We start from the raw sequence: 19,684 nt of genomic DNA on the forward strand, positions 1-19,684 counted from the left end.
CAGCGCCCGGTTACCCGCGGCGGACTGGATTCGTTGTGCGGCGCCCAGGCTCAACGGCCTTCGTGCCGGTGCGCCGCGCGCCTCCGCCACCGATTCGGGCGCCTGGCCGCCGTGAGTTCGGGAAGCAGGCGAAGCCGAGCGTTCCGGTTCTTGGTCCTGAGTGTTCTCCCGCATCGCCGACCTCGCTCTCTCGAGCGTGCACTGACTCCAGGGTCGGACCGCTTCCGGGACGGAGGTAGTCCGGGAGCACTCGCATGAAGGCAGCCGCAGTTGCCCTAACGGGCAGCCGACTACGGTGAGCCGGTGACCATGTCCCGGCGGACCTATCGCGACGTCGACGGCCTGCGGGTCGAAGGCATCTGGCGGCCTGTCTTCATCCGCAACGGCGGGCACTACTTGCTCTCCGATCTCGTCGTCTACGCCGACGGCGCGATCGACACCGGCAGCGGCCTCACCGATCTGGACGGGCTGCAAGCAGAACTGCGTAACGGCCGGGTCGCCACCTCGCTCGACGAGGGCGGGCTCGCGTCGGCCCATCACGTGGGCACCTGGCGGTTCGCCGAGCCGCGGGGCTGGCTCGACGCGGACATGCTGGTCGGTGAGGTCGCCGACGAGATCGACCGGCTCAACGACCGCCCGGACTCGACCGGCCGGTGCCTGATGGCGGTGGAGACGTACCTGGGCGACCCGACCGAGGCGAACCGCCTCGCCGTCCGCGACCGCTACCTGGCCATCCCCGAGCACCTGCGGGTCTACGCCCTCGGCGACATGGACCGGAAGGACCAGCCGTTGAAGGCCCTGATCGACGGGGACGAGCGGGCGGTCGAGTACTTCCGGAAGCGGGGCCGCGGCATCGCCGAGTGGACGGCTCGCGTTCCCGCCGACGGCCCCGAGCAGGCCGAGCGGGCCACCCTGACGCTGTCCCGGCACTACTACCCGAACGGCTGGCCGGCCGACCCCGGCATCCAGGTGCTGCAGAACGACTACGCGGCCGTCATCACGGTCGACGGCCACACCTATCCGACCGTGACCCACGCCTACTGGGCCCTGTCGACCAGCGACGAGGAGACGCACAACCGGATCGCCGTCGCCCCGCGCGTCCACGACGCGGCCGAGTTGGCCAAGGAGGCGCCGCGCCGCGACAACTGGCCGGTGGCGCGGCTCGCGGTGATGGCGGCGCTGATGCGGGCGAAGTACGTCCAGCACCCCGCGCTCGGCGAAACCCTGCTGGCCACCGGCGACGCCCGCATCATCTACAGCGACCACGACTCGGCCTACTGGGTCCGGGGCGGCACCAACTGGATCGGCCGGTTGCTCGAGGTCATCCGCTCCGAACTGGCGGCCGAGCAGGCCGGCTTCTACTGATCCGCGGCCCGGTCGATCTGCTCGGCGGGGTACGGGGTCCGGCGGTCCGCCTCGAGCCGGCGCCAGAAGTCGAGCGTGCTGGCCGCGACGTCCCGGTTCCGGGCGATCGCCGGCTTGTCGTGCCGGGCCAGCCAGTGGTGCAGGTGCGCGCGGACGTAGGCGGCGTCGTAGCCGCGGTGCCGCTCCAGAAACGCGGCCTCCTCGGCGTCGAGGTCGAAGCCCTCGTGCAGCGCCAGCCCGAAGTCGGCGAAATAGACCCGATGCCCGTCGGTCAGCAGGTTGTGGAAGTGCGCGTCGAGGTGCAGCAGGCCGTGCGATCGCATGAACGCCGCGCCGCGCCGCAACTCCGCGTCGGCCCACTCCGCGCCGGCCGACTCCGCGCCGGTCGACCCCGCGCCGGTCGACCCCGCGTCGGCCCACTCCGGGTCGGCAGAGCGCTCGGTCAGCCACCGATCCATGGTGTACGGCAGGAGCTCCAGGAACAGCGTCACCACCGCGGGCGCCTCGGCCAGCGCCACCAGACGCCGCCGGATGGCGGGGGAGCGGTGCCAGTGTTCGTCCCACTGCTCCACGTCGACCGGCTCGGGCGGGTGTGGCCGTACCCGCCAGTGGTACATCAGCGGGAACCCGGCGAACGCCCCGGACAGCACCCACCCGGTGGTCAGCTCGTGGGTGGCGAGCTCACGCCAGGCGCCGAACCCGGCCGACCCGATGCCGTAGTGGTAGTGCATCGGCAGGCCGAAGAGGTTCGCCGTGCTGTGCCGGTGCGCCAGCTCGAGCGCGGTCACCGGCACGTTCTTGACGAACACCGGCACCCCGCCGACCTCGATTGTGCCGGTGTGCCCGCCGACGCCGCCGGCCCGCCCCTCCGCCGCCGCCGCCAGCGTGCCGACCTCGGCGTCGCTCATCGCGGCCAGCGCACCGGCGACCCGGGCGTGCCGCCGGGAACGGTCCTGATGATCGTCCGGCACGCCGACGAATCTACGGCCCGCAGCGCTCCGCGACCGGGCCGGGGCCCGGTCGCGGAAGCCCGGCGGTCAGCGGACGGTGAAGCGCTGCGCACCCGGTCGAGGATGCGTTCCGTGAAGGGGCACGACAGTGCAGCGATCAAGGGTTTTTGCCCAACGATTGAACGCGGGCGACGCCTGGCCGTTCGGTCTTGCCGTGAGCATGCCTACGTTCAGTGACAAGGCCCAGCCGCAGTACCTCCGCGACTACCTGGCCATCGCCGCCGCCTCGCCGGACATCGCCCGGGTGCGCGCCACCGCCCTCGACCTGTGGGAGCTCGGAACGGGGGAGCTGCGCCTCCTCGACGCCGGTTCCGGCAACGGCGAGGCCGCCCGCGAGCTGGCCGCCCTGCTGCCCGGCGCCGAGGTGACGGCCGTGGACTTCTCGGCCGACGCGGTCGCCGAGGCCACCCGCGGGCACGACGGCAGCCGGGTCAAGTACGAGGTCGGCGACGTGTGCGACCTTCCCTACGAGAACGGCCAGTTCGATGGGGTACGCAGTGAGCGCGTCCTCCAGCACCTGACCGACCCGGACCGCGCCGTGGCCGAGATGACCCGTGTGCTGCGCCCCGGCGGCCGCCTGTGCCTGATCGACACCGACTTCGAGAGCCTGCTGGTCGACGGCTCCCCGGCCGGCTTCAGCGACGTGGTGCGGGAAGCGATCAAGGCGGTGTCGGCCCTCCGGGCCGCCGAGGCGATGTCCTCCGGCCGTACCCTCCGCCGCCGCATGGTGCGGGCCGGCCTGACCGACCTCCGGGCCGAGCCGATCACGGTCGTCCACACCGACGTGGCCGCCGCGTCCCGGCTGGTTCCGTTGCAGCGGACCTCGGCGATGGCCGGGGCGCTGGGCGAGCGGCTCGACGCTCTCTTCGAGGTCGTGGAGCAGGCCGCCGCGGACGGCACGTTCCTGCTCGTGCTGACCATGTGGGCGGTCGCCGGCAGCAAGCCCCGCTGACCGTTTTCCGGCACGCGAGGTCCCGCGTCCCTACGCGGGCGTGGGCGGGCGGCCGGCCGCCGCTCGCCTGCGCATGACGAGCCACCACGCCGCGGCGGCCAGCACGACGGCCAGCGCCGCCAGCCCGGCCACAACGAGCGCGGGCCGGCCGCGGTCCGCGGGCGCCGGGGGAGCGGCGGCCGCCGCCGACGGCGTCACGGCTGCGGGCTGGGCCGGGTCGGCCACGGTGAAGACGTACGAGCCCTGCACGGTGTGCCCGTCGGTGGACACCACGCGATAGGCGACCGTGTAGGCGCCGTTGGTCAGCGCCCCGCTCAGCGCAACGGTTCCGGCGCCGTCCTGGATGGACGGCGGGGCGGCCGGCACGCGGCGCCGGGCCGTGTCGCTGACCACGATCGTGGTGAAGTCCGGGTTCAGGCTCTGCGAGAAGACCAGCGTCACCGCCGACGGCGCCTTGGCCAGCGTGGCGTCCTTGGCCGGGTCGGCCGACACCAGCGACGTGTGGGCCCAGACCGGCGTGCCCGGCAGGAGGACCGCCACCACCGCGGCCAGCCCGACCGCCGCGCGCCCGGCCGCGGCGCGGGCCCGCCTCACGACAGCACCTGCTCGCCGATCCAGCCGCCGGGCGCGCACCCCGGCGGGATGGCGAAGACGGACGACCCGATCGGCGTGATCCATTCGTTGAGCAGATCCTTGTCGGCGAGGCGTTTCTGGATGGGTACGAACTGACGGGCGATGTCCCGCTGGAAGGCCGCGAAGATCAGGCCGGCGTCGGGCTGCCCGGCCGCGTTCGGCGCGCCGTCGTAGTTGTACGGCCGCCGCAGGATCTTCAGCTCCGGATCGGTGACGTGGGCCCGGGTCACGTGCGCGAAGTCGGGCATCGCCGGCAGGCCGGACGCGTCCAGGGCGACGAAGTCGGGCTCGTCGTGCTCGGCCCGGCCGCTCAGCGGCGCCCCGGTGTCCATCCGGCGCCCGACCGACAGCTCCTTGTCGGTGACCGAGAGCAGGTCCCACTTCTCGATCTCGGCGCGGATCCGGCGTACCACCGCGGTGGTTGATCCGTCGGGGTTCCACACCGCGGTGTCCATGACCGCGCCGCGCGGGTTGGCGGTGCCGTCGAGCTGACCCAGCACGTTGCGCTGGGTGTGCTCGGGCGCCTGCACGCCGGGACTGCGCCGGAAGCCCTGCTGCACCCAGCGCACCGTCCCGAACGGGCGGGTGTCCTTGATGAGCATGCGCTGGGTGTGTGCCACGGTCAGCGGGTCGTCGGCGCAGATCTGGAGCAGCAGGTCGCCACCGGACCACCGCTTCTCGAGCCGGTCGATGGTGAAGGCGGGCAGGTCGGCGACCGGGGAGGTGAGCCCGGCCCGCCGGTAGAGGCCGGGACCGAAGCCGAACGTGATGGTCAGCCGGGCGGGGAGCACGGCCAGTTGCGCGTCTGTGTCGCCCAGCGCCGGCACGCCCTGGGTCAGCCGGCCCGCGTCGTCGGTGAGCAGCCGCATCATCCGGCCCAGCCCGCGCCGGTCGGTGCCGGCGGCCAGGGTGAAGGCCACGAACGCGGCGTGCGCGGGCGGGTCCTGGGTGACCCCGGCCTGGCGTGGGCCGTGGAAGGGAATGATGGCCGTGCCGACATCAACGGAAGCCGAAGCCGGAGAAGGTGTCGTCAGGGCGCCGAGGCCGGCGGCGACGGCGCCACCGGCCAGCAGCCCACGGCGGGTCGTCATTTCGCCATGGGGGACATGGGCATGCCGGACGAGGGCATCTGCATGCTCGGGTCGTAGCTCTCCCCGGCGCCCGCGAACGGCTTGGCGATCGCCTTGAACTCGACCTTCGCCCCACCGGCGAGCGCGAGCGTGAACGCGACCTCGTCGCCGGCCTCGATGTCCTGCGCGGGCTTCATCAGCATCAGGTGGTCGCCGCCCGGCCCCAGCTCGTGGGTGCTCTTGGCCTTGATCACGAAGCCGCCCTCCTTGGGCCGCATGATCATCTTGCCGTCCTTCATGGTCATCTCGTGCAGTTCCATCGGCGAGGCGGGCGATTCCGCGCCCCGCACGGTCACGTCGGCGTCGGTGTCGTTGACCAGCACCCCGAACGCGGCCGTCATCACGCCGGCCTTCGAGGCCTTCACCCACGGGTCCTTCACGGTCAGGGCCGAGGCGGCAACCGCTCCGGCGGACGGTGTGGTCGCCGGTGTGCCGCCCGCCGTGGCACCGGTGTCACCGCAACCCGTCAGGCCGAGGCTCGCGAGCGTCGCGGTCAGGATGATCGTCGCCAGCTTCTGAGTTCGCATGCCCGTTGGTCGTGACCAGCTCGCGCGAAGTTCCCGGCAAAACCGATTTTGCGAGGGTACGGTCGACCCGCGCCTGTTCCCGCTCGTCGGCCCGGATCCACCGGCGCACCAACAGCAGCAGCACGATCACGCCCGGGATCTCGCCGAACGCCCACGCCAGCCCCGCGCCCAATCGCTGGTCGGTCAGCAGATCAGAGGCCCAGGCCGGGTGTACGGCAGCAAACCAGCCTTCAGCCAGGTCAAAGGGTGGTGGCGGGGCTGCGGATGGCCAGTCCGCCCCGATCACCGTGGTGGACTGGAGCAGCACGAAGCCGAAGAACGCGTGCGCGGCCATCGCCAGGAAATGCACGCCCAGCAACAGCGGCGCCGGAAGGCGGCGGCGGCCCGGGTCGACCCCGATCAGCACCCCGAAGAGCAGATAGCCGGCCAGCACGAAGTGCACCAGCATGGCCAGATGCCCGAGGTGGTACCGCATCAGCGTGCCCAGCCAGCCGCCGAAGTAGAGCCCGTACAGGCTGACCACATAGATCCCGAGGGCCACCAGCGGATGGGTCAGCCCTCGCAGGGCCCGGCTGTGCGTCACCGCCAGCAGCCACTCGCGCGCGCCGCGCACCTGTGGATCGGCCGGTCGGCGCAACGCCCGCAGCGCCAGCGTCACCGGCGCGCCGCCGACCAGCAGGATCGGCACCGCCATGGACAGCACCATGTGTTGCACCATGTGGACGCTGAACAGGACGTAGGCGTACTTGGCCACGCCCAGGCAGGTGATCGCGGCGAGCAGCAGCAGGCCGGCCAGCCACGACACCGTGCGGCTCAGCGGCCACGTGTGCCCCGCCCGGCGCAGCCGCAGCACGCCGATCAGGTAGCAGGCGATGCCCGCGGCCGCCGCGGTCAGGAAGAACATGTCCGGCAACGGGTCGCCCAACATCCGCGCCGCGCTCGGCGGGCCGGGCGGGGTGAAGCCGAGCAGCTCGACCAGCGGGTCGGGCCGGGCGAGCGGGTCTTCGTCCGGCGTGGGACTGCGTGACAGCGCCACCGCCAGCCCGATCGTGGCGCCCAGCACGACCAGCTCGCCGGCCGCCAGCCGCAGGAAGGCGTACGGGGCACCGGCTCGCAGCCGAGGCAGGGTGCGGCCGCGGTGGGCTGCCCCGGCCACGCCGACGGCCACCAGCGCCAGCACCTTGAGCATGACGAGTACGCCGTACCGCGACGTCCACAGGGCCGGCCAGTGCTCCAGGCGCACCGCCGCGTTGACCACCCCGCTGACCGCCGCGACGACGAAGCAGGCCAGGGCGAGGCGGCTGTACCGGGCCGCCGTGCCGGCGAAGCGCCGATGCCGGCGTACCGTCAGCAGCCCGGCCAGACCACCCACCCAGGCCGAGGCCGACAACACATGCAGGGCCAAGCTCGTCACCGCGAGCTGGTGGTCGCCGGCCGACGCGGCATGACCGGTGAACGCGGGCGGCAGCACCGCGGCCATCGCCGTGAGAGCGGCGGCCGCGGCCACCCCGCGCGAGACACCGGCCCGGGAGAGCACGACCACCAGCAGCGCGAGGCCGGCCTGCACGAGCAGCGCCTGGCCCTGGGAGATCGAGGTCGCGAAGCTGACCACGGCGGCGCCGCTGAGCCGCGCGACCGGCACGCCCAGGACGTCGGACACGGTCAGCACGACCAGCGCCAGCGACGCGACCGCCCACACCAGAGCCGCCGCGCCGGCCCGGCGCAACGCCACCCAGCCGTGCGCGGCCACGCTCGGCCCGTCCCCCGGCAGCAGGAACGCCGCCGTGATGGTCAGACCGACGGCCAGCACACCGGCGGCGTTGGCCAGCATGGTGACCGCGGGCAGCGCCCACTCGGTGACCGGGCCCGGGCTCGGGAGGCCGGGCAGCACGGCGTCGTCCACCGCGCCCCCCGCGACCAGCGCCGCGATCTGGGCGGCCACGGACGCCCCGGCCACGGCCCCGGCGGTCTTCACTTCTGCGCGCACCATGAACAGTCGTCCGGAACCCGATGAAAAGTTCCTGGGAACTCACGAACGCCTTCCGACGACCGATGGAGCGATCACCTTGTGCCGGAGAATCGAGGAGCCCCATGTCGCCTGCGCGGTCCGGATTCGGGCAGCTGCTGCTGAGGCTGCACTTCTACGCCGGCCTCCTGGTGGCGCCCTTCCTGCTGGTGGCCGCGCTGACCGGCATCGCGTACGTCTTCACGCCACAGATCGAGAAGGCGGTGTACGCCGACGAGCTGACCGTGTCGGCCCCGGCCGGCGCCCGGGCGATCCCGCTGTCACAGCAGCTCGCGGCGGCCCGCGCGGTTCATCCCACCGGCGACCTGATCGGGGTGCGGCCGGGGCGGCCCGAGACCACCACCCAGGTCGACTTCACCTCGCCCGACCTCGACGAGGAACACCAGCACACGGTGTACGTGAACCAGTACACCGGCCGGGTCACCGGCCAGATGACCACCTGGTGGGCCACCACGCCGCTGCGTACCTGGTTCGACGACCTGCACACCAACCTCCAGCTCGGCACGGTCGGCTACTTCTACTCGGAGTTCGCCGCGAGCTGGCTGTGGGTGATCGCGCTCGGCGGCGTCATCCTGTGGTTCCGGCGGCAGCGCGGGAAGCGGATGCTGCGCCCCGACCTCGGCGCGAAGAAGGGCGTACGCCGCACCCGGGGCTGGCATGCTTCGACCGGCCTGTGGCTCTCGATCGGCCTGCTGTTCCTGTCGGCGACCGGCCTGACCTGGTCGAACTACGCCGGCGTGAACTTCGGCAACGCCGTCGACGCCCTGGACGGCAGCCGCCCCGAGGTGTCCACCACGCTGACCGCCGCCGCCGCGGCGCCGGCCGCCGGCGGCCACCACGGCGGCGGCGCCCCCACCACGGGCGACACCCCGGTCGACCCGGCCGCCATTGACAAGGTGTGGCCGGCCGCGACCGCCGCGGGCATCGACGGACCGGTGGCGATCACCGTCCCCGGCGACAACGCGACCGCGTGGGGCGTCACCGAGCAGGACGGCCGGTGGCCGATGCGGCGCGACGGGGTCGCCGTGGACGGCGCCACCGGCCAGATCACCGACACGATCAACTATGCCGACTGGCCGTTCATGGCCAAGCTCACCCAGATCGGCATCTACGCCCACATGGGCGACCTCTTCGGCCTGGCCAACCAGATCGTCCTGGCCGCGCTGGCGCTCGGCCTGATCTGCGTCATCGTCTGGGGCTACCGCATGTGGTGGCAGCGGCGCCCGACCCGCACCGGCCGCCGGGCGATCGTGGGCACGCCGCCGGTCGGGCCCGGCGCCTGGCAGAAGCTGCCGGCCTGGGCGATCGTCGTGGGCGTACCCATGATCCTGGCCGTCGGCTACTTCCTGCCATTGTTCGGCGTCCCGCTGGCCGCCTTCATCGCCTTCGACGTGCTGATCGCCACCATCCGCCGCCGCCGTCGCACCGCGAGCATCCCGGTCTCCCCGGCCCCGGCGGGCGTGGCGCTGACCTCGCCGCAGGAGGCCTCGGCGCAGGGCGCCGACCAGGGCTGAGCGCGAAACCGGGTGGGGCGGCGCCTCGAAGCCATGAGGTACGCCGTCCCACCCGTATCAGTTGGTCGTCGACCGCCGCCCAGAAGTTCCGGCCGGCACCGACCTCAGTGCCAGTCGCTGATCTGAAGGTCTCGCGGGGCGGGCGCTCCCTGGCCGGTCTCCACCAGGTCCTTCAGGCTCAGCAGGAAGGTCGCCCACTTGGTGCTGCAGTGGTGCATGAACTCGACCGGCTCGCGCCAGCCGCGGTGTCCGAACAGGATGATGGTGTAATCGCCGTCCTGGCGCAGCTTCCAGTCGATGGTGGTGCCGATCCACTCCTCGGGGCCGTCGACCACCCGCCACACCACGCTCTCGGCCGGGCTGGTCTCGATCACCTCCATGTCGAAGCCGCCGACCGGCGGGAACCGGAACCGCAGCACGCCACCGGTGTCACCGTTGCCCTTGGTGTCGGCGGTCCACCAGCCGGCGAGGTCGTCCACGGTCGTCAGCGCCTCGTACACGCGGGACGGGGTGGTGTCCTTGATCCCGATCCGGTGCAGGATGTCAGCCATCGTTCTCCTCCTGAGTCTTCTGGATCGCCTCGGCGATCCGCTTGATCCGGTGCAGCCGCGCGTCCCAGGCCGACCCGACCGACGCCAGCTGGGCGACGGCACGAGCCAGCTGGACGTCGTCCACCCGGTACTGCTTCTCCCGCCCGGCCGGGGTGGTCGTGACGAGGCCGACCCGGTCGAGGACGCCGAGGTGCTTGGCGACCGCCTGCCGGGTCACCGGCAACTGCCGGCTCAACGTGGTCGCGGTGGCGGCGCCGTCGACCAGCAGCAGGTCGAGCATCCGGCGCCGGGTCGGGTCGCCGATCGCGGACCAGAGGTCGTCGTCGACCGCGGTCATCACGGCCGGGCCGCCAGCGTGGCGATGTAGGGCGCCAGGCGCGGCAGGAAGTGGTCCCAGCCGGTGGTGTGGTCCTGGTACTCGTGTTCGAGGACCGCGGCCTCCCAGCCCCGCTCGCGGAAACCGGTCTCGGAGAACTTCACCAGCGTCCCGTCGCCCGAGGGGACCAGGTCGAAGGTGACCAGCAGCGAGTTGCCCACCGCGGCGGGCTCGCCGGCGGGCTGGGTCCAGCGGAACGAGAACCGGCGCGGCGCCTCGGCCTCGACCACGGTGAACGCGACGGCGTGGCCGGTGTCGCGGTCGCCGAACCGGAGCTCGCCGACCGATCCGGGTACGGGGTCGTAGCGCGCGTCGTCCGGCCACCACTGCGCGACGTGCTCGGGTTTGCTGACCACCTCGAAGACGACCTCGGGCGACGCCTCGATGTAGAGCTCCCGCTCGATACTGCCCAGCTCCATGTCCAGCCTCCTGCAACCTTTGGTTGCACGTGACGGTAGTCCGCCCCGGGCCGATGCGCAACCATCGGTTGCGAATGGGTGCTGAGGGGGCTCTGCCGGTACCCGGGCTGATCGGGGCTCTGGCTCCGCCCGTACCCCCGCGGGATCTTTGATCTCATGAACGAAACACTCATCACCGGGGCGTCGTCGGGGATCGGCCGGGCGTTCGCCGAACGGCTGGCCGCGGCCGGGCACGACCTGATCGTCGTGGCCCGGCGGAAGGACCGGCTGGCGGAGCTGGCCAGGTCGCTGAGCGGCGTGAACGTCGAGGTCGTGGTGGCCGACCTGGCCACCGACCAGGGCATCGACGCGGTCGCCGAGCTGTGCGCGGCCCGGCCGCTGACGATGCTGATCAACAACGCGGGGCTGGCCCACTACATGCCGACCGGGGAACTGCCCGCGGCCAAGGCGCGTGAGCTGGTCCAGGTCAAGGTGGCCGCGCCCACCCTGCTGACCCGGGCCGCGCTGCCCGGCATGCTGGCCCGCGGCGCCGGCACGATCGTCAGCGTCGCGGGTATGCTCGCCTTCTCGGCCACCGCGCCGGTCCCGGAGCGGCAGGGCCGGGCCGTCTACGTCGGAACGCTGGCCCACACCGTCGCCATGACGCAATCGCTGCACGCCGAGCTGGCCGGCACCCCGATCAAGGTGCACGTGGTCTGCCCCGGCATCGTGGCCACCGAGTTCCACGAGGTGCAGGGCATGGACCTGTCGGCGCTGCCCCGGATGTCCGCCGCCGACGTGGTCACCGCCGCGCTGGCCGGGCTGGACCGCGGCGAGGTCGTCAGCGCGCCCGGGGTCGAGGACTACGGGCTGCTGGAGTCGGTGTTCGGGGCCGACCTGGCGGCGTTCGGCGGCCAGAGCGCGCAGCTCGCCTCCCGCTACCGGAACTAGAGCTTCACCACCAGCTTGGTCGCCGACACACCCTCGCGTGGCCGGCCCGGAGGTTTGACTTCCCCGGGGCTCGGTAGGTGCGGCTGCGGGCGGCGCCGGGTGGCCGTGGCACCGAGCTGCACGTGCGCACGACCGACCCGGAGGCGCCGGACGGCGAGGTGCGCCGGGCGCTGCGCGAGGGACGGTCGCTGCTCGAGATCGGTGAGGTGCTCCGGCCCGGCGGCCCGACCACCGAACCGACCCTGTTCAACAAGCCGCTTCGCGCGGCGACCGGCCGAGGGTCTTCCTCCCCTGAACCCGGCTACGGCGACTGGATCGGGTAGGCGCCGGGGGCCCAGGGCATGCTGCTCGGCTGGGCCGCCGGCGAGTCGCGCCGCTCGGCGGTGGCGAAACCGGCGGCCCGGACGTTCTCCTGGGGCCAGCCGCCGGCCCGGTGGAACAGGTCGAGCGCGGTGCGGGCCACGACGTCGAGCGACTCCTTGGCCTCGACCTCGATCGTCGCGCCGGGCGTCTCGATACGGATCTTGGTGATGGGCGAGTTCGGAACCTCCGCCGCCACCGTCACGGCCGCCACGGGAGTGGGTGTCACCGGGTCATCGCTCACCGCCTCATCCTCGCCTAACCGATCGGCACGACGCGAGCCCAGTCGTTCGCCTCGCGCGTGACGGCTCGGAGCGCAAGTTAGGCGCTGCCGCGGACCAGGAGGGTGTGGTCGATCGTGATGCGGCGGGCCGGGCCGGTGTAGGGGGTGCGGGCCAGGCGGTCAGCCAGGCAGGTGAGGGCGGCCTCGGCGATGGCCTGCTTGTCGGGGGAGATCGTGGTCAGCGTCGGGCCGGCGTACCGGCCGTCTTCGATGTCGTCGAAACCGGCCACCGCGAGCTGCTCCGGCACCCGCACCCCGCGCTCGGCCGCGGCATGCATCGCGCCCAGCGCGAGCTGATCGCTGAAGCAGAACACCGCGTCGACCGGGGCGCCGCGGTCGAGCAGCCGGGCCATCGCGGCCGCGCCGTCCGCGCGATGGAGCCGGTCGACGGCGATCTCCCGGGCCGGGTCGGCGGGCACACCGGCCTCGGCCAGGGCCTGGCGGAAACCGAGGAGGCGGCGGGCGGCCGTGCCGTTGTGCAGGTGGGGCTGGGCGCCGATCGCGGCGATCGAGCGCCGGCCCAGCGAGAGCAGGTGGCGGGTGGCGTCGGCGGCCGCGGCGACACTGTCCACGGCGACGTGGTCGAGCAGCCCGTCGGCGTCCTGCTCGCCGAGCAGCACCATCGGGGTGGCATCCGGATTTCTCCGCAGGTCGGCCGGGGACAGCGCCCACGGGCTCAGGATCAGGCCGTCGACCGTCTGGCCCCGGACGCCGTCGAACAGCCGGCGCTCGCGCTCGGGGTCGCCGTCGGTCTGCTGCACCAGCAACATCCACGAGCGGGCCTCGGCCGCGCGCACCAGGTGGGCGGCCAGCTCGCTGAAGTAGGGCGACGCGATCTCGGGGATCACCAGCGCGACCAGGCCGGATCGGCCGCCGCGCAGGTGGCGGGCGGCCGCGTTGGGCCGGTAGCCCAGCTCGTCGAGGGCGCGCTGCACCCGCTCGCGGGTGTCCGGCGCGACCAGCGCGAAGCCGGACACCACGTTGGACACCGTGCGGACCGAGACGCCGGCCCGGTCTGCCACCTGTCGGAGATTGGCCGCCACGTGCGGCAATCTACCACTTGCCACGTTGCATGCCACGTTGCAACATGGGTGGCATGACGAACTTCGAAGCCGAACGGGACGCCATCTACACCGACGGCATCACCGCGCTGAAGGGCGCGTTCACCACCGAGTGGGCCGACCGGATGCGCGAGGACATCAACGTCGCCTTCGCCGAGGCGCTCGAACGTCCCGGCGGGGCGGTCGGCCGCGGCCCCAACCGCTACTACGTCGAGATCCACCCCGAGCAGCTGCGCGGGTTCGCCGACCTGGTCACCCACCCGTGGGTGATGGGGGTGAGCGAGGCGGTGCTCGGCCCCGGCTACGAGATCGTCGAACTGGGCTTCGACGTGCCGCTCGCCGGCGCGGTCAACCAGCCCTGGCACCGCGACTTCCCGGCGCCCGAGATCACCCGGACCGAGCGGGTGCTCAACTCCCTGGCCTTCAACCTGACGGCCGTCGACACCGCCGAGGACATGGGGCCTTTCGAGATCGCTCCGGGTACGCAGTTCGACCACGAACCCGACTTCGACCACGGCATGTTCCCGCCCAAGGACCGGTACCCGCGCTACCAGGAGCGGGCGGTCCGCAAGTTCCCTCAGCGCGGCGACATCTCGGCCCGCTCGGCCCTGACCATCCACCGCGGCACCCAGAACCACTCCGCGAACCCGCGCCCGGTCCTGGTCCTCGGCGTCGACGCCCCCGGCGCCGGCAACGGCGACAAGCACGACCTGGCCGTCACACACGGCTACTGGGAGTCGCTGCCCGCCGCCGCCCGCGACCACCTGCGCTGCCCCGTGGTCGACGAGCTGATCCCGATCACCCAGAAGCACACCATCGAGGGGCTGGTCATGGGCGAGGCGTGAGCAGCAGGCCGGGCAGGTCGCCGGCGGGCTGCGGCCGGGCGAAGTGGAAGCCCTGCGCCAGGTCGCAGCCGATCGCGGCGAGCGCCTCGCCGGTGGCCGCGTCCTCGATGCCCTCGGCCACCACGGTCAGGCCCAGCCTGTGGCCGAGCGTGACCGCCGACTCGACCAGCGCCAGGCTGCCGGCGTCGGTGATCATGTCGCGGACGAACGTACGGTCGATCTTGAGCTCGTCCAACGGCAGGGTCTTCAGGTACGCCATCGAGGAGTAGCCGGTGCCGAAGTCGTCGAGGGACGTCTTCACACCCAGGTCCCGGATGCGGCGCAGCGCCCCGATCGTCGTACCCGGATCGCTCATCACCGTGTACTCGGTGATCTCGACACACAGCAGCTCGCCCGGGACGCCCGCGGTCCGCAACTGCTCGGCCATCCGGTCGGGGAAACCCGGGTCGAGGAGGGTACGGGTGGAGATGTTCACCGACACCGGCAGCGCCCGCCCGGCGTCGTCCCACCGCCGCGCCTGCGCCAGGGCCGCCGTCAGGACCCAGTCGGTGAAGTCGTGGATCAGGCTGGTCGTCTCCAGCACCGGGATGAACTCGGCCGGTGACACCATGCCCTCGACCGGGTGGTGCCAGCGGGCCAGGGCCTCGACACCGGCGACAGCGCCGCCGAGCAGGTCGATCTTCGGCTGATAGTGCAGGGTCAGCTGCTCGCCGTGCTCCAGGGCCCGGCGCAGATCGCCCAGCATCGTGATCCGCGCGGCGTACCCCTGGGCCTCCTCGGGTCTGAATCTCCGGAATCCGGATCGTCGCTTCTTCGCGCCGTGCATCGCCAGGTCCGCGTGCACCAGCAGGGCAGTGGCGTCCTCGCCGGGCTCGGCGGTCGCCGCGCCGGCGCTCACCTCGATGTCGACCGTGACGTCGTCCAGCGCGAACGGCGCCAGGAACCCCTCGTGCAGGCGTTTCGCCAGGTCCTCGTCGAGTCCCAGGCGGCGGTCCGGCTCGCGGCGGTCCGCCAGCAGGATCGCGAAGTCGTCGCCGCCGAGCCGGCTCACCGTGTCCTCGGCCCGGACCATGGCGATGATGCGCCGGCCGGCCTCGATCAGCAGCAGGTCGCCGATCCGATGGCCGAACCGTTCGTTGACGTCCCGGAACCCGTCCAGGTTGACGACGATGACCGTCGGCGGATCGGCCTCCGCGCCAAGCTCGCCCTTCTTGTCGAGAGCGTCGCCGACCCGGGCGGCGAACGCGGTGCGGTTCGGCAGGCCGGTCAGCGCGTCGATGCCGGCCAGGTGCTCGATCTGCCGGCGCTGGGTACGCTCCGAGCGGCTGTAGAGCGTCAGCACGGTCAGGCCGAGCAGGAAGATCGCGGCGCTGCCCAGGAGCAGCAGCCGCGAGTCGCTCTCGGCGCCCGCCCGGGCGCGCAGGTAGGTCGCCGACTCGGCGGTCACGATCGTCTGCAGGTTCGCCGCGAGCGCGTCCATGGCCGGCTCGACGTCCTGCTCCAGCATGACGCGCGCGGCGGCGACGTTGCCGTCGTCCACCGCCACGAGGTAGCTCCGGACCGTCGGCTCCAGGGCGTCCTGCCGCGCGGCGATCCGCTCGGCGGTGACGCGGTGCTCCGGGTCGATGGTCGCGGCGAGTCGATCGATCGCGGCGTGGGTCCGGTCGTGCAGCGCGAGAAGCTCGGTGCGTTCCACCCCGTCCGGCTCGTTCAGCACCGCCTGCACCAGCGCCATCTCCCGTTGCGAGAGGTAGATGGCTTCCTGGAAAGAATCGATCTTGTCGGCGTCCGCGGCCAAGCTGGTCGACGATCTCCGCCTGACGCCAGCTGCCCAGCACGGCCAGACCGGACAGCACGGCGAGAATCGCGCCGAAAGCGACGGTCATTCCCCGCGACGCGCGCATCCTGCCTCCACCGCTGTACCCGGACCTCCTGCCGATCGGCCGAACCGCCGCGAGCCTGAGTCGATCGGCCGGGCGGGGCGGGCCGGCGGTTAGGGTTTCGGGATGACGCAGACCTGGCGGCACCTGCCCGCGGCGGCGCGACCGATCGCGGCGGCGACGGTCGAGGCGGTGGAGGCGGCGCGGGCCCACGACGTGGAGGCCGTGGACAAAGCGGCGGTCGAGCTGGGTGCGCTGGACGCCGCCCAGGTGGGTCTGATCCTGGGTACGACCGTACGGGTGCTGCTGGAACGAACCCATCCCGACGGCGTCGACGGCGACGACGTGCGCGCGGTGCTCGAACGCTGCACCCGCACCTCGGCCGCCTGGCACCCGGAGGTCGACCCGCACGTCCTCCTGATCCTGCTGGCCGGCGCCCTCGGCGTGCACGACGACGACGAGACCGCGCCGCGCCCGTCCCCCGAGACCCTGGCCCGGCACAGCGCGCTGCTGCTGGCCGACCTCGCTCCCGGCGCCGACCTGACGCCGCACCTGAACGCGGCGCTGGCCGAGATCGAACGCGCCCAGCTCAACGACTGACCCTTAGACCCTGGTAAATAAGGGGTCTGGGTGCTCGGCGGCCAGGGTGAAGATCGACGGTCGGGCTCGCGTCCGGCGTGGTGGCGTGACATGAGGAAGGGCTCCGTCCGGCCCGTGGCCGGCTCCGCCGGTCGTGTCGATCATGGATTCTTCGCCACCCCGCAGACCGCATCGACCTCGGCCGCGGGCTGGGGCATCCGCTGGGGTGTCCGGTCGCCATCGGCTGCTGGTGACCACGCCGGGTTCGACGAGGTCCAGGCCGGGGAAGTTCGGGACGCGTCCGCCCGGCGGCGCTTGGATCGCTGACTGGACGATTGACCTCCGTAGGTTTGCGAACCCTTCGTGCGGCTGACCAGAACCTTCCTCAGTGGTGCCAAATAGCGCCACTCATGATGCCATTCTGAGCCAACACGGCTTGCTGTGGTGTCATAGACGTGCCATCTTGATGCCATGGACCTTTACATGGACAACTCTGGAGCCGTGACACACGGCATCCCCGGCAAGGCTGAGCACAAGGTTCCAGGAGTAACCAGCGGTACCGAAAACAACAGGGTCCGGATAGTGCGGGTCTTGCGGCGAGTGGGGGTCACGGCGCTGGCGGTCACGCTGCTGGCCGGGGTGGGCGCACCCGGGGTGGCCGGCGCGGACAGCATGGCCGTGCCCAAGGTCGCTGCAGGGCAGGATCGCCCGGAGCTGCAGGAGGCCATCCAGGAGATAGTCGATGCCGGGTTGGCCGGGGTTCAGTTGCGCGTGCACGATGAGCGGGGCGACTGGGTCGGCAGCGCCGGGGTGCGCAAGCTGGGCGAGGCCGCGAAGCCGCCGACAAGCGGGCGGTTCCGGATCGGCAGCAACACCAAGACCTTCACCGCGGCCCTGGTGCTGCAACTGGTGGCCGAAGCCAAGATCGGGCTGGACACCCCGGCGGTCTATTACCTGCCCAAGTTCGGGCTGGACCGGCGGATCACGGTGCGGATGCTGCTGCAACACACCAGCGGTTTGTTCAACTTCACCGGCGAGTACTACGACGACGGGACGGTCGTGCCGGGGATCCCGTGGGCGGGCAAGGAGTGGGTGGACAACCGATTCCACACCTACCGGCCGGAGGAGCTGGTGCGGTTCGCGTTGTCCAATCCGCCGCGCTTTGAGCCGGGGACGGACTGGAACTACTCCAACACCAACTACGTGCTGGCCAGGCTGCTGATCGAGAAAGTCACCGGCCGCTCGTACGCCGACGAGATGCAGCGGCGGATCTTGCGGCCGCTCGGGCTGCGGGACACCGTGGTACCGGGCACCTCGCCCGAGATCCGCGGGCCGCACGCCCACAGCTACTACCGATACGAGGATGCCGGGCAGTGGAAGACTGTCGACATCACCCGCCAGAACCCCTCCTGGATCTCTAGCGCCGGTGACATGATCTCGACCACCGAAGATCTCCACACGTTCTTCTCCGCGCTGCTGGGCGGGAGACTCCTCCCGGGCCGGCTGCTGGCCGAAATGCGCAAGCCTGACCCGAAGAGCGGCGCCTACGGCTACGGCCTCGGGCTGATGGTGCAGGACACGGGCCCGAACTGCAGCGGCACCATACTCACCCACAACGGCAGCGTCCAAGGCTCCGCGGCGCTGATGTACAGCACGCCCGACGGCACCAGGACCCTAGAAGCCTCCATCACCTACGTGGACGACGTCGCGATGTCCAAGGCACAGGCGGGCAAGAAGGCGATACAGAAGCTCTTCAACGTGGTGTTCTGCGGCGGGCAGGCCGGGTTGGCCGCCGAGGCCGAGCCGGCTCAAACGACGGGGTCGAACACCCTGGGCCCCGTCGCCTTGAGGGCGGACACCCTCTGACCGGCGGCTGAGGGAGTGCCTGCTCGGCCGTGTCGCCTGCCTAAATCAGGGTCAGGAGGGACAGTCGACGATGCCGTAAACGCGGTCGAAGGGGTGGACGGCCAGACGTCGTCGCGTTGGATCGCCCAGTAGAGGTCGCCCCGGGTGCCCGTTCGGCCGTGCAGGGTGGGTAGCGGATCGCAGGGTGGGTAGCGGATCGCGTCCACAACGTCGCGGCGCGGGTAAATGATCGGGCGTCCGCGGCAGGTCCCGGCGGGCACGTGCGGGGCCAGGACCTGCCATTCGGCGTCGCTGGTGTCGGACGGGGTAATGCCGGGGCCGGGTGGTCGGCAGGTGATCGGCGAGGGAGGCCGGGGTGGTCGACACGGCGGCCCCGGCGACAAGGTATACAGACAGGGTTGGGCCTTCGGAGCTCGGGCTGCGCGGTCCTTGCTCAACCGAGCAGCGCGGCTGCGAGATGGCTGGCGAGATAGGCGGCGGCGAGGCCGGCGACCACACTGCCGATCGCGTTGGCGGCGGCGCGGAACATCGCGCCGGTCTCGGCCAGGCGGACCGTCTCCAAGGAGAAGGTGGAATAGGTGCTCAGCGTCGCGCACAGGCCCGGCCCGATCAGGTGTTGCAGGGCGTCGGGCACCGCGACCGCGCTCGCGGCGCCGGTGAGCAGACCGAGGCCGATGCAGGCGGCCAGGTTCGCGACGAACGTCCCCCACGGGAACGCCGTGCCGAAGCGGGCCTGCATGGCCCGGTCGATCAGATAGCGCAGGGGCGCGCCGATCATGGCGCCGGCGATGACCATCAGCCAGTTCACGCGGACTCCGTCCTGGTCAGCCCACGGGTGACGGCGGCCGCGCCCCATAGCGCGAGCAGCGCCGCCGCCAGAGTGGCGACGAGGTAGATCAGCGCGGCACCGGGCAGGCCGCCGTCGAACAGGTGCTGCGCGTCGATGACGTAGGTGGAGAACGTGGTGTAGCCGCCGAGCACCCCGGTGCCGAGGAACGGCCGGATCAGCGGGTGAGGCCGGGGTCGCTCGGTGATCAGAACCATGAGGACACCCATCAGGGCGCAACCGGTGACGTTGATCCAGAACGTGGTCCAGGGGAAGGCGCCGGGCGTGGTCGGCCAGAGGAGGCCGGCACCGTAGCGGGCGCAGGCGCCCAGCACGCCGCCGGCCGCGATCACGGCGAGGATCTGTGCCTGCCGGGGCGGCCTGGGGTGGTCCGGCCGGCCGAGGACGGGGTCGGTCACGGTCGGCGTCTCCTACCTGATGGTCTTCACCCCGCATGCGGGCGCGCACGACGAGGGCCAGGTAAGGACTGTTGGCGGCCGCGCACGGCCACGGTTCCGGTCCGGCGAGCCCCACCGTCGCGCAGCCGGCCG

Annotated in this window: 21 protein-coding genes; 8 read left to right on the plus strand and 13 right to left on the minus strand. The window is 72.1% G+C overall.

Annotated features, from left to right (window positions below):
- Window positions 1-309: 309 nt before the first annotated feature.
- Entirely contained in the window at window positions 310-1,365 is a 1,056-nt protein-coding gene (locus AB0O15_RS18785) for an NADAR family protein (protein WP_364320480.1), read from the plus strand.
- On the opposite strand, the gene AB0O15_RS18790 is transcribed toward AB0O15_RS18785, so the two are convergent.
- Window positions 1,359-2,336, minus strand: coding sequence for a serine/threonine protein phosphatase (locus tag AB0O15_RS18790; protein ID WP_364319916.1), 978 nt, complete (start codon window positions 2,334-2,336; stop codon window positions 1,359-1,361). The two genes, AB0O15_RS18785 and AB0O15_RS18790, sit on opposite strands and share 7 nt — an antisense overlap.
- Window positions 2,337-2,535: 199 nt before the next feature.
- Between AB0O15_RS18790 and AB0O15_RS18795 the strand changes: the two genes are divergently transcribed.
- Window positions 2,536-3,327 (plus strand): methyltransferase domain-containing protein, encoded by a 792-nt coding sequence (locus AB0O15_RS18795; protein ID WP_364320482.1) that lies wholly within the window; start codon window positions 2,536-2,538, stop codon window positions 3,325-3,327.
- Between the two features lie 30 nt (window positions 3,328-3,357).
- Here AB0O15_RS18795 and AB0O15_RS18800 read toward each other — a convergent pair whose 3' ends face one another.
- Genes AB0O15_RS18800 through AB0O15_RS18815 form a run of 4 tightly spaced genes read right to left on the minus strand, consistent with a single transcriptional unit; the run spans window position 3,358 to window position 7,607 of the window.
- Window positions 3,358-3,921 (minus strand): copper resistance CopC family protein, encoded by a 564-nt coding sequence (locus AB0O15_RS18800; protein ID WP_364319918.1) that lies wholly within the window; start codon window positions 3,919-3,921, stop codon window positions 3,358-3,360.
- Window positions 3,918-5,051 carry a Dyp-type peroxidase gene (locus tag AB0O15_RS18805; protein WP_364319920.1) on the minus strand — a complete coding sequence of 378 codons (1,134 nt, stop codon included), beginning with the start codon at window positions 5,049-5,051 and terminating at the stop codon, window positions 3,918-3,920. Before AB0O15_RS18805 ends, AB0O15_RS18800 begins: the two co-directional genes overlap by 4 nt.
- Window positions 5,048-5,617, minus strand: a complete 570-nt coding sequence (locus AB0O15_RS18810) for a copper chaperone PCu(A)C (protein ID WP_364319922.1) — start codon at window positions 5,615-5,617, stop codon at window positions 5,048-5,050. Before AB0O15_RS18810 ends, AB0O15_RS18805 begins: the two co-directional genes overlap by 4 nt.
- Entirely contained in the window at window positions 5,544-7,607 is a 2,064-nt protein-coding gene (locus tag AB0O15_RS18815) for a cytochrome c oxidase assembly protein (RefSeq protein ID WP_364319923.1), read from the minus strand. The genes AB0O15_RS18810 and AB0O15_RS18815 overlap by 74 nt, the downstream gene beginning before the upstream one ends.
- A gap of 101 nt (window positions 7,608-7,708) precedes the next feature.
- On the opposite strand from AB0O15_RS18815, the gene AB0O15_RS18820 reads away from it, so the two are divergent.
- Window positions 7,709-9,157 (plus strand): PepSY domain-containing protein, encoded by a 1,449-nt coding sequence (locus AB0O15_RS18820; RefSeq protein WP_364319925.1) that lies wholly within the window; start codon window positions 7,709-7,711, stop codon window positions 9,155-9,157.
- A gap of 104 nt (window positions 9,158-9,261) precedes the next feature.
- Here AB0O15_RS18820 and AB0O15_RS18825 read toward each other — a convergent pair whose 3' ends face one another.
- From AB0O15_RS18825 to AB0O15_RS18835, 3 genes are read right to left on the minus strand one after another with little or no spacing between them, the layout of a single operon-like run.
- The gene (locus AB0O15_RS18825; RefSeq protein WP_364319927.1) at window positions 9,262-9,708 is read right to left on the minus strand and encodes an SRPBCC domain-containing protein; all 447 of its coding nucleotides are present in this window, start codon (window positions 9,706-9,708) and stop codon (window positions 9,262-9,264) included.
- Window positions 9,701-10,045: a metalloregulator ArsR/SmtB family transcription factor gene (locus AB0O15_RS18830; protein WP_364320484.1), complete on the minus strand. Its 345-nt coding sequence runs from the start codon at window positions 10,043-10,045 to the stop codon at window positions 9,701-9,703. Before AB0O15_RS18830 ends, AB0O15_RS18825 begins: the two co-directional genes overlap by 8 nt.
- Window positions 10,045-10,503, minus strand: a complete 459-nt coding sequence (locus AB0O15_RS18835) for an SRPBCC family protein (protein WP_364319929.1) — start codon at window positions 10,501-10,503, stop codon at window positions 10,045-10,047. Before AB0O15_RS18835 ends, AB0O15_RS18830 begins: the two co-directional genes overlap by 1 nt.
- 156 nt (window positions 10,504-10,659) lie before the next feature.
- Between AB0O15_RS18835 and AB0O15_RS18840 the strand changes: the two genes are divergently transcribed.
- Window positions 10,660-11,433, plus strand: a complete 774-nt coding sequence (locus AB0O15_RS18840) for an SDR family NAD(P)-dependent oxidoreductase (RefSeq protein ID WP_364319931.1) — start codon at window positions 10,660-10,662, stop codon at window positions 11,431-11,433.
- A 77-nt stretch (window positions 11,434-11,510) separates the two neighbouring features.
- Window positions 11,511-11,756: a hypothetical protein gene (locus AB0O15_RS18845; protein ID WP_364319933.1), complete on the plus strand. Its 246-nt coding sequence runs from the start codon at window positions 11,511-11,513 to the stop codon at window positions 11,754-11,756.
- Here AB0O15_RS18845 and AB0O15_RS18850 read toward each other — a convergent pair.
- Entirely contained in the window at window positions 11,735-12,037 is a 303-nt protein-coding gene (locus AB0O15_RS18850) for a hypothetical protein (RefSeq protein WP_364319934.1), read from the minus strand. The genes AB0O15_RS18845 and AB0O15_RS18850 overlap by 22 nt on opposite strands.
- A gap of 77 nt (window positions 12,038-12,114) precedes the next feature.
- Window positions 12,115-13,098: a LacI family DNA-binding transcriptional regulator gene (locus AB0O15_RS18855; protein WP_364319935.1), complete on the minus strand. Its 984-nt coding sequence runs from the start codon at window positions 13,096-13,098 to the stop codon at window positions 12,115-12,117.
- 74 nt (window positions 13,099-13,172) lie between these two features.
- On the opposite strand from AB0O15_RS18855, the gene AB0O15_RS18860 reads away from it, so the two are divergent.
- A complete protein-coding gene (locus tag AB0O15_RS18860; RefSeq protein ID WP_364319936.1) occupies window positions 13,173-13,982 on the plus strand; it encodes a phytanoyl-CoA dioxygenase family protein in 810 nt (269 codons plus the stop codon).
- On the opposite strand, the gene AB0O15_RS18865 is transcribed toward AB0O15_RS18860, so the two are convergent.
- Window positions 13,966-15,780, minus strand: a complete 1,815-nt coding sequence (locus AB0O15_RS18865) for an EAL domain-containing protein (RefSeq protein WP_364319938.1) — start codon at window positions 15,778-15,780, stop codon at window positions 13,966-13,968. The two genes, AB0O15_RS18860 and AB0O15_RS18865, sit on opposite strands and share 17 nt — an antisense overlap.
- A gap of 208 nt (window positions 15,781-15,988) precedes the next feature.
- Here AB0O15_RS18865 and AB0O15_RS18870 point away from each other — a divergent pair, with 208 nt between their 5' ends.
- Window positions 15,989-16,462: a hypothetical protein gene (locus tag AB0O15_RS18870; RefSeq protein WP_364319940.1), complete on the plus strand. Its 474-nt coding sequence runs from the start codon at window positions 15,989-15,991 to the stop codon at window positions 16,460-16,462.
- 450 nt (window positions 16,463-16,912) lie between these two features.
- Complete coding sequence (locus AB0O15_RS18875) at window positions 16,913-18,307, plus strand: serine hydrolase domain-containing protein (protein ID WP_364319942.1); 1,395 nt, start codon at window positions 16,913-16,915, stop codon at window positions 18,305-18,307.
- A 433-nt stretch (window positions 18,308-18,740) separates the two neighbouring features.
- Here AB0O15_RS18875 and crcB read toward each other — a convergent pair whose 3' ends face one another.
- Window positions 18,741-19,115, minus strand: coding sequence for a fluoride efflux transporter CrcB (gene crcB, locus AB0O15_RS18880; protein ID WP_364319944.1), 375 nt, complete (start codon window positions 19,113-19,115; stop codon window positions 18,741-18,743).
- Window positions 19,112-19,552 carry a CrcB family protein gene (locus AB0O15_RS18885; RefSeq protein ID WP_364319946.1) on the minus strand — a complete coding sequence of 147 codons (441 nt, stop codon included), beginning with the start codon at window positions 19,550-19,552 and terminating at the stop codon, window positions 19,112-19,114. The genes crcB and AB0O15_RS18885 overlap by 4 nt, the downstream gene beginning before the upstream one ends.
- Between the last annotated feature and the right edge of the window lie 132 nt (window positions 19,553-19,684).

Origin of the sequence: Actinoplanes sp. NPDC089786 (assembly GCF_040684855.1) — a bacterium.
Lineage (GTDB): Bacteria > Actinomycetota > Actinomycetes > Mycobacteriales > Micromonosporaceae > Actinoplanes.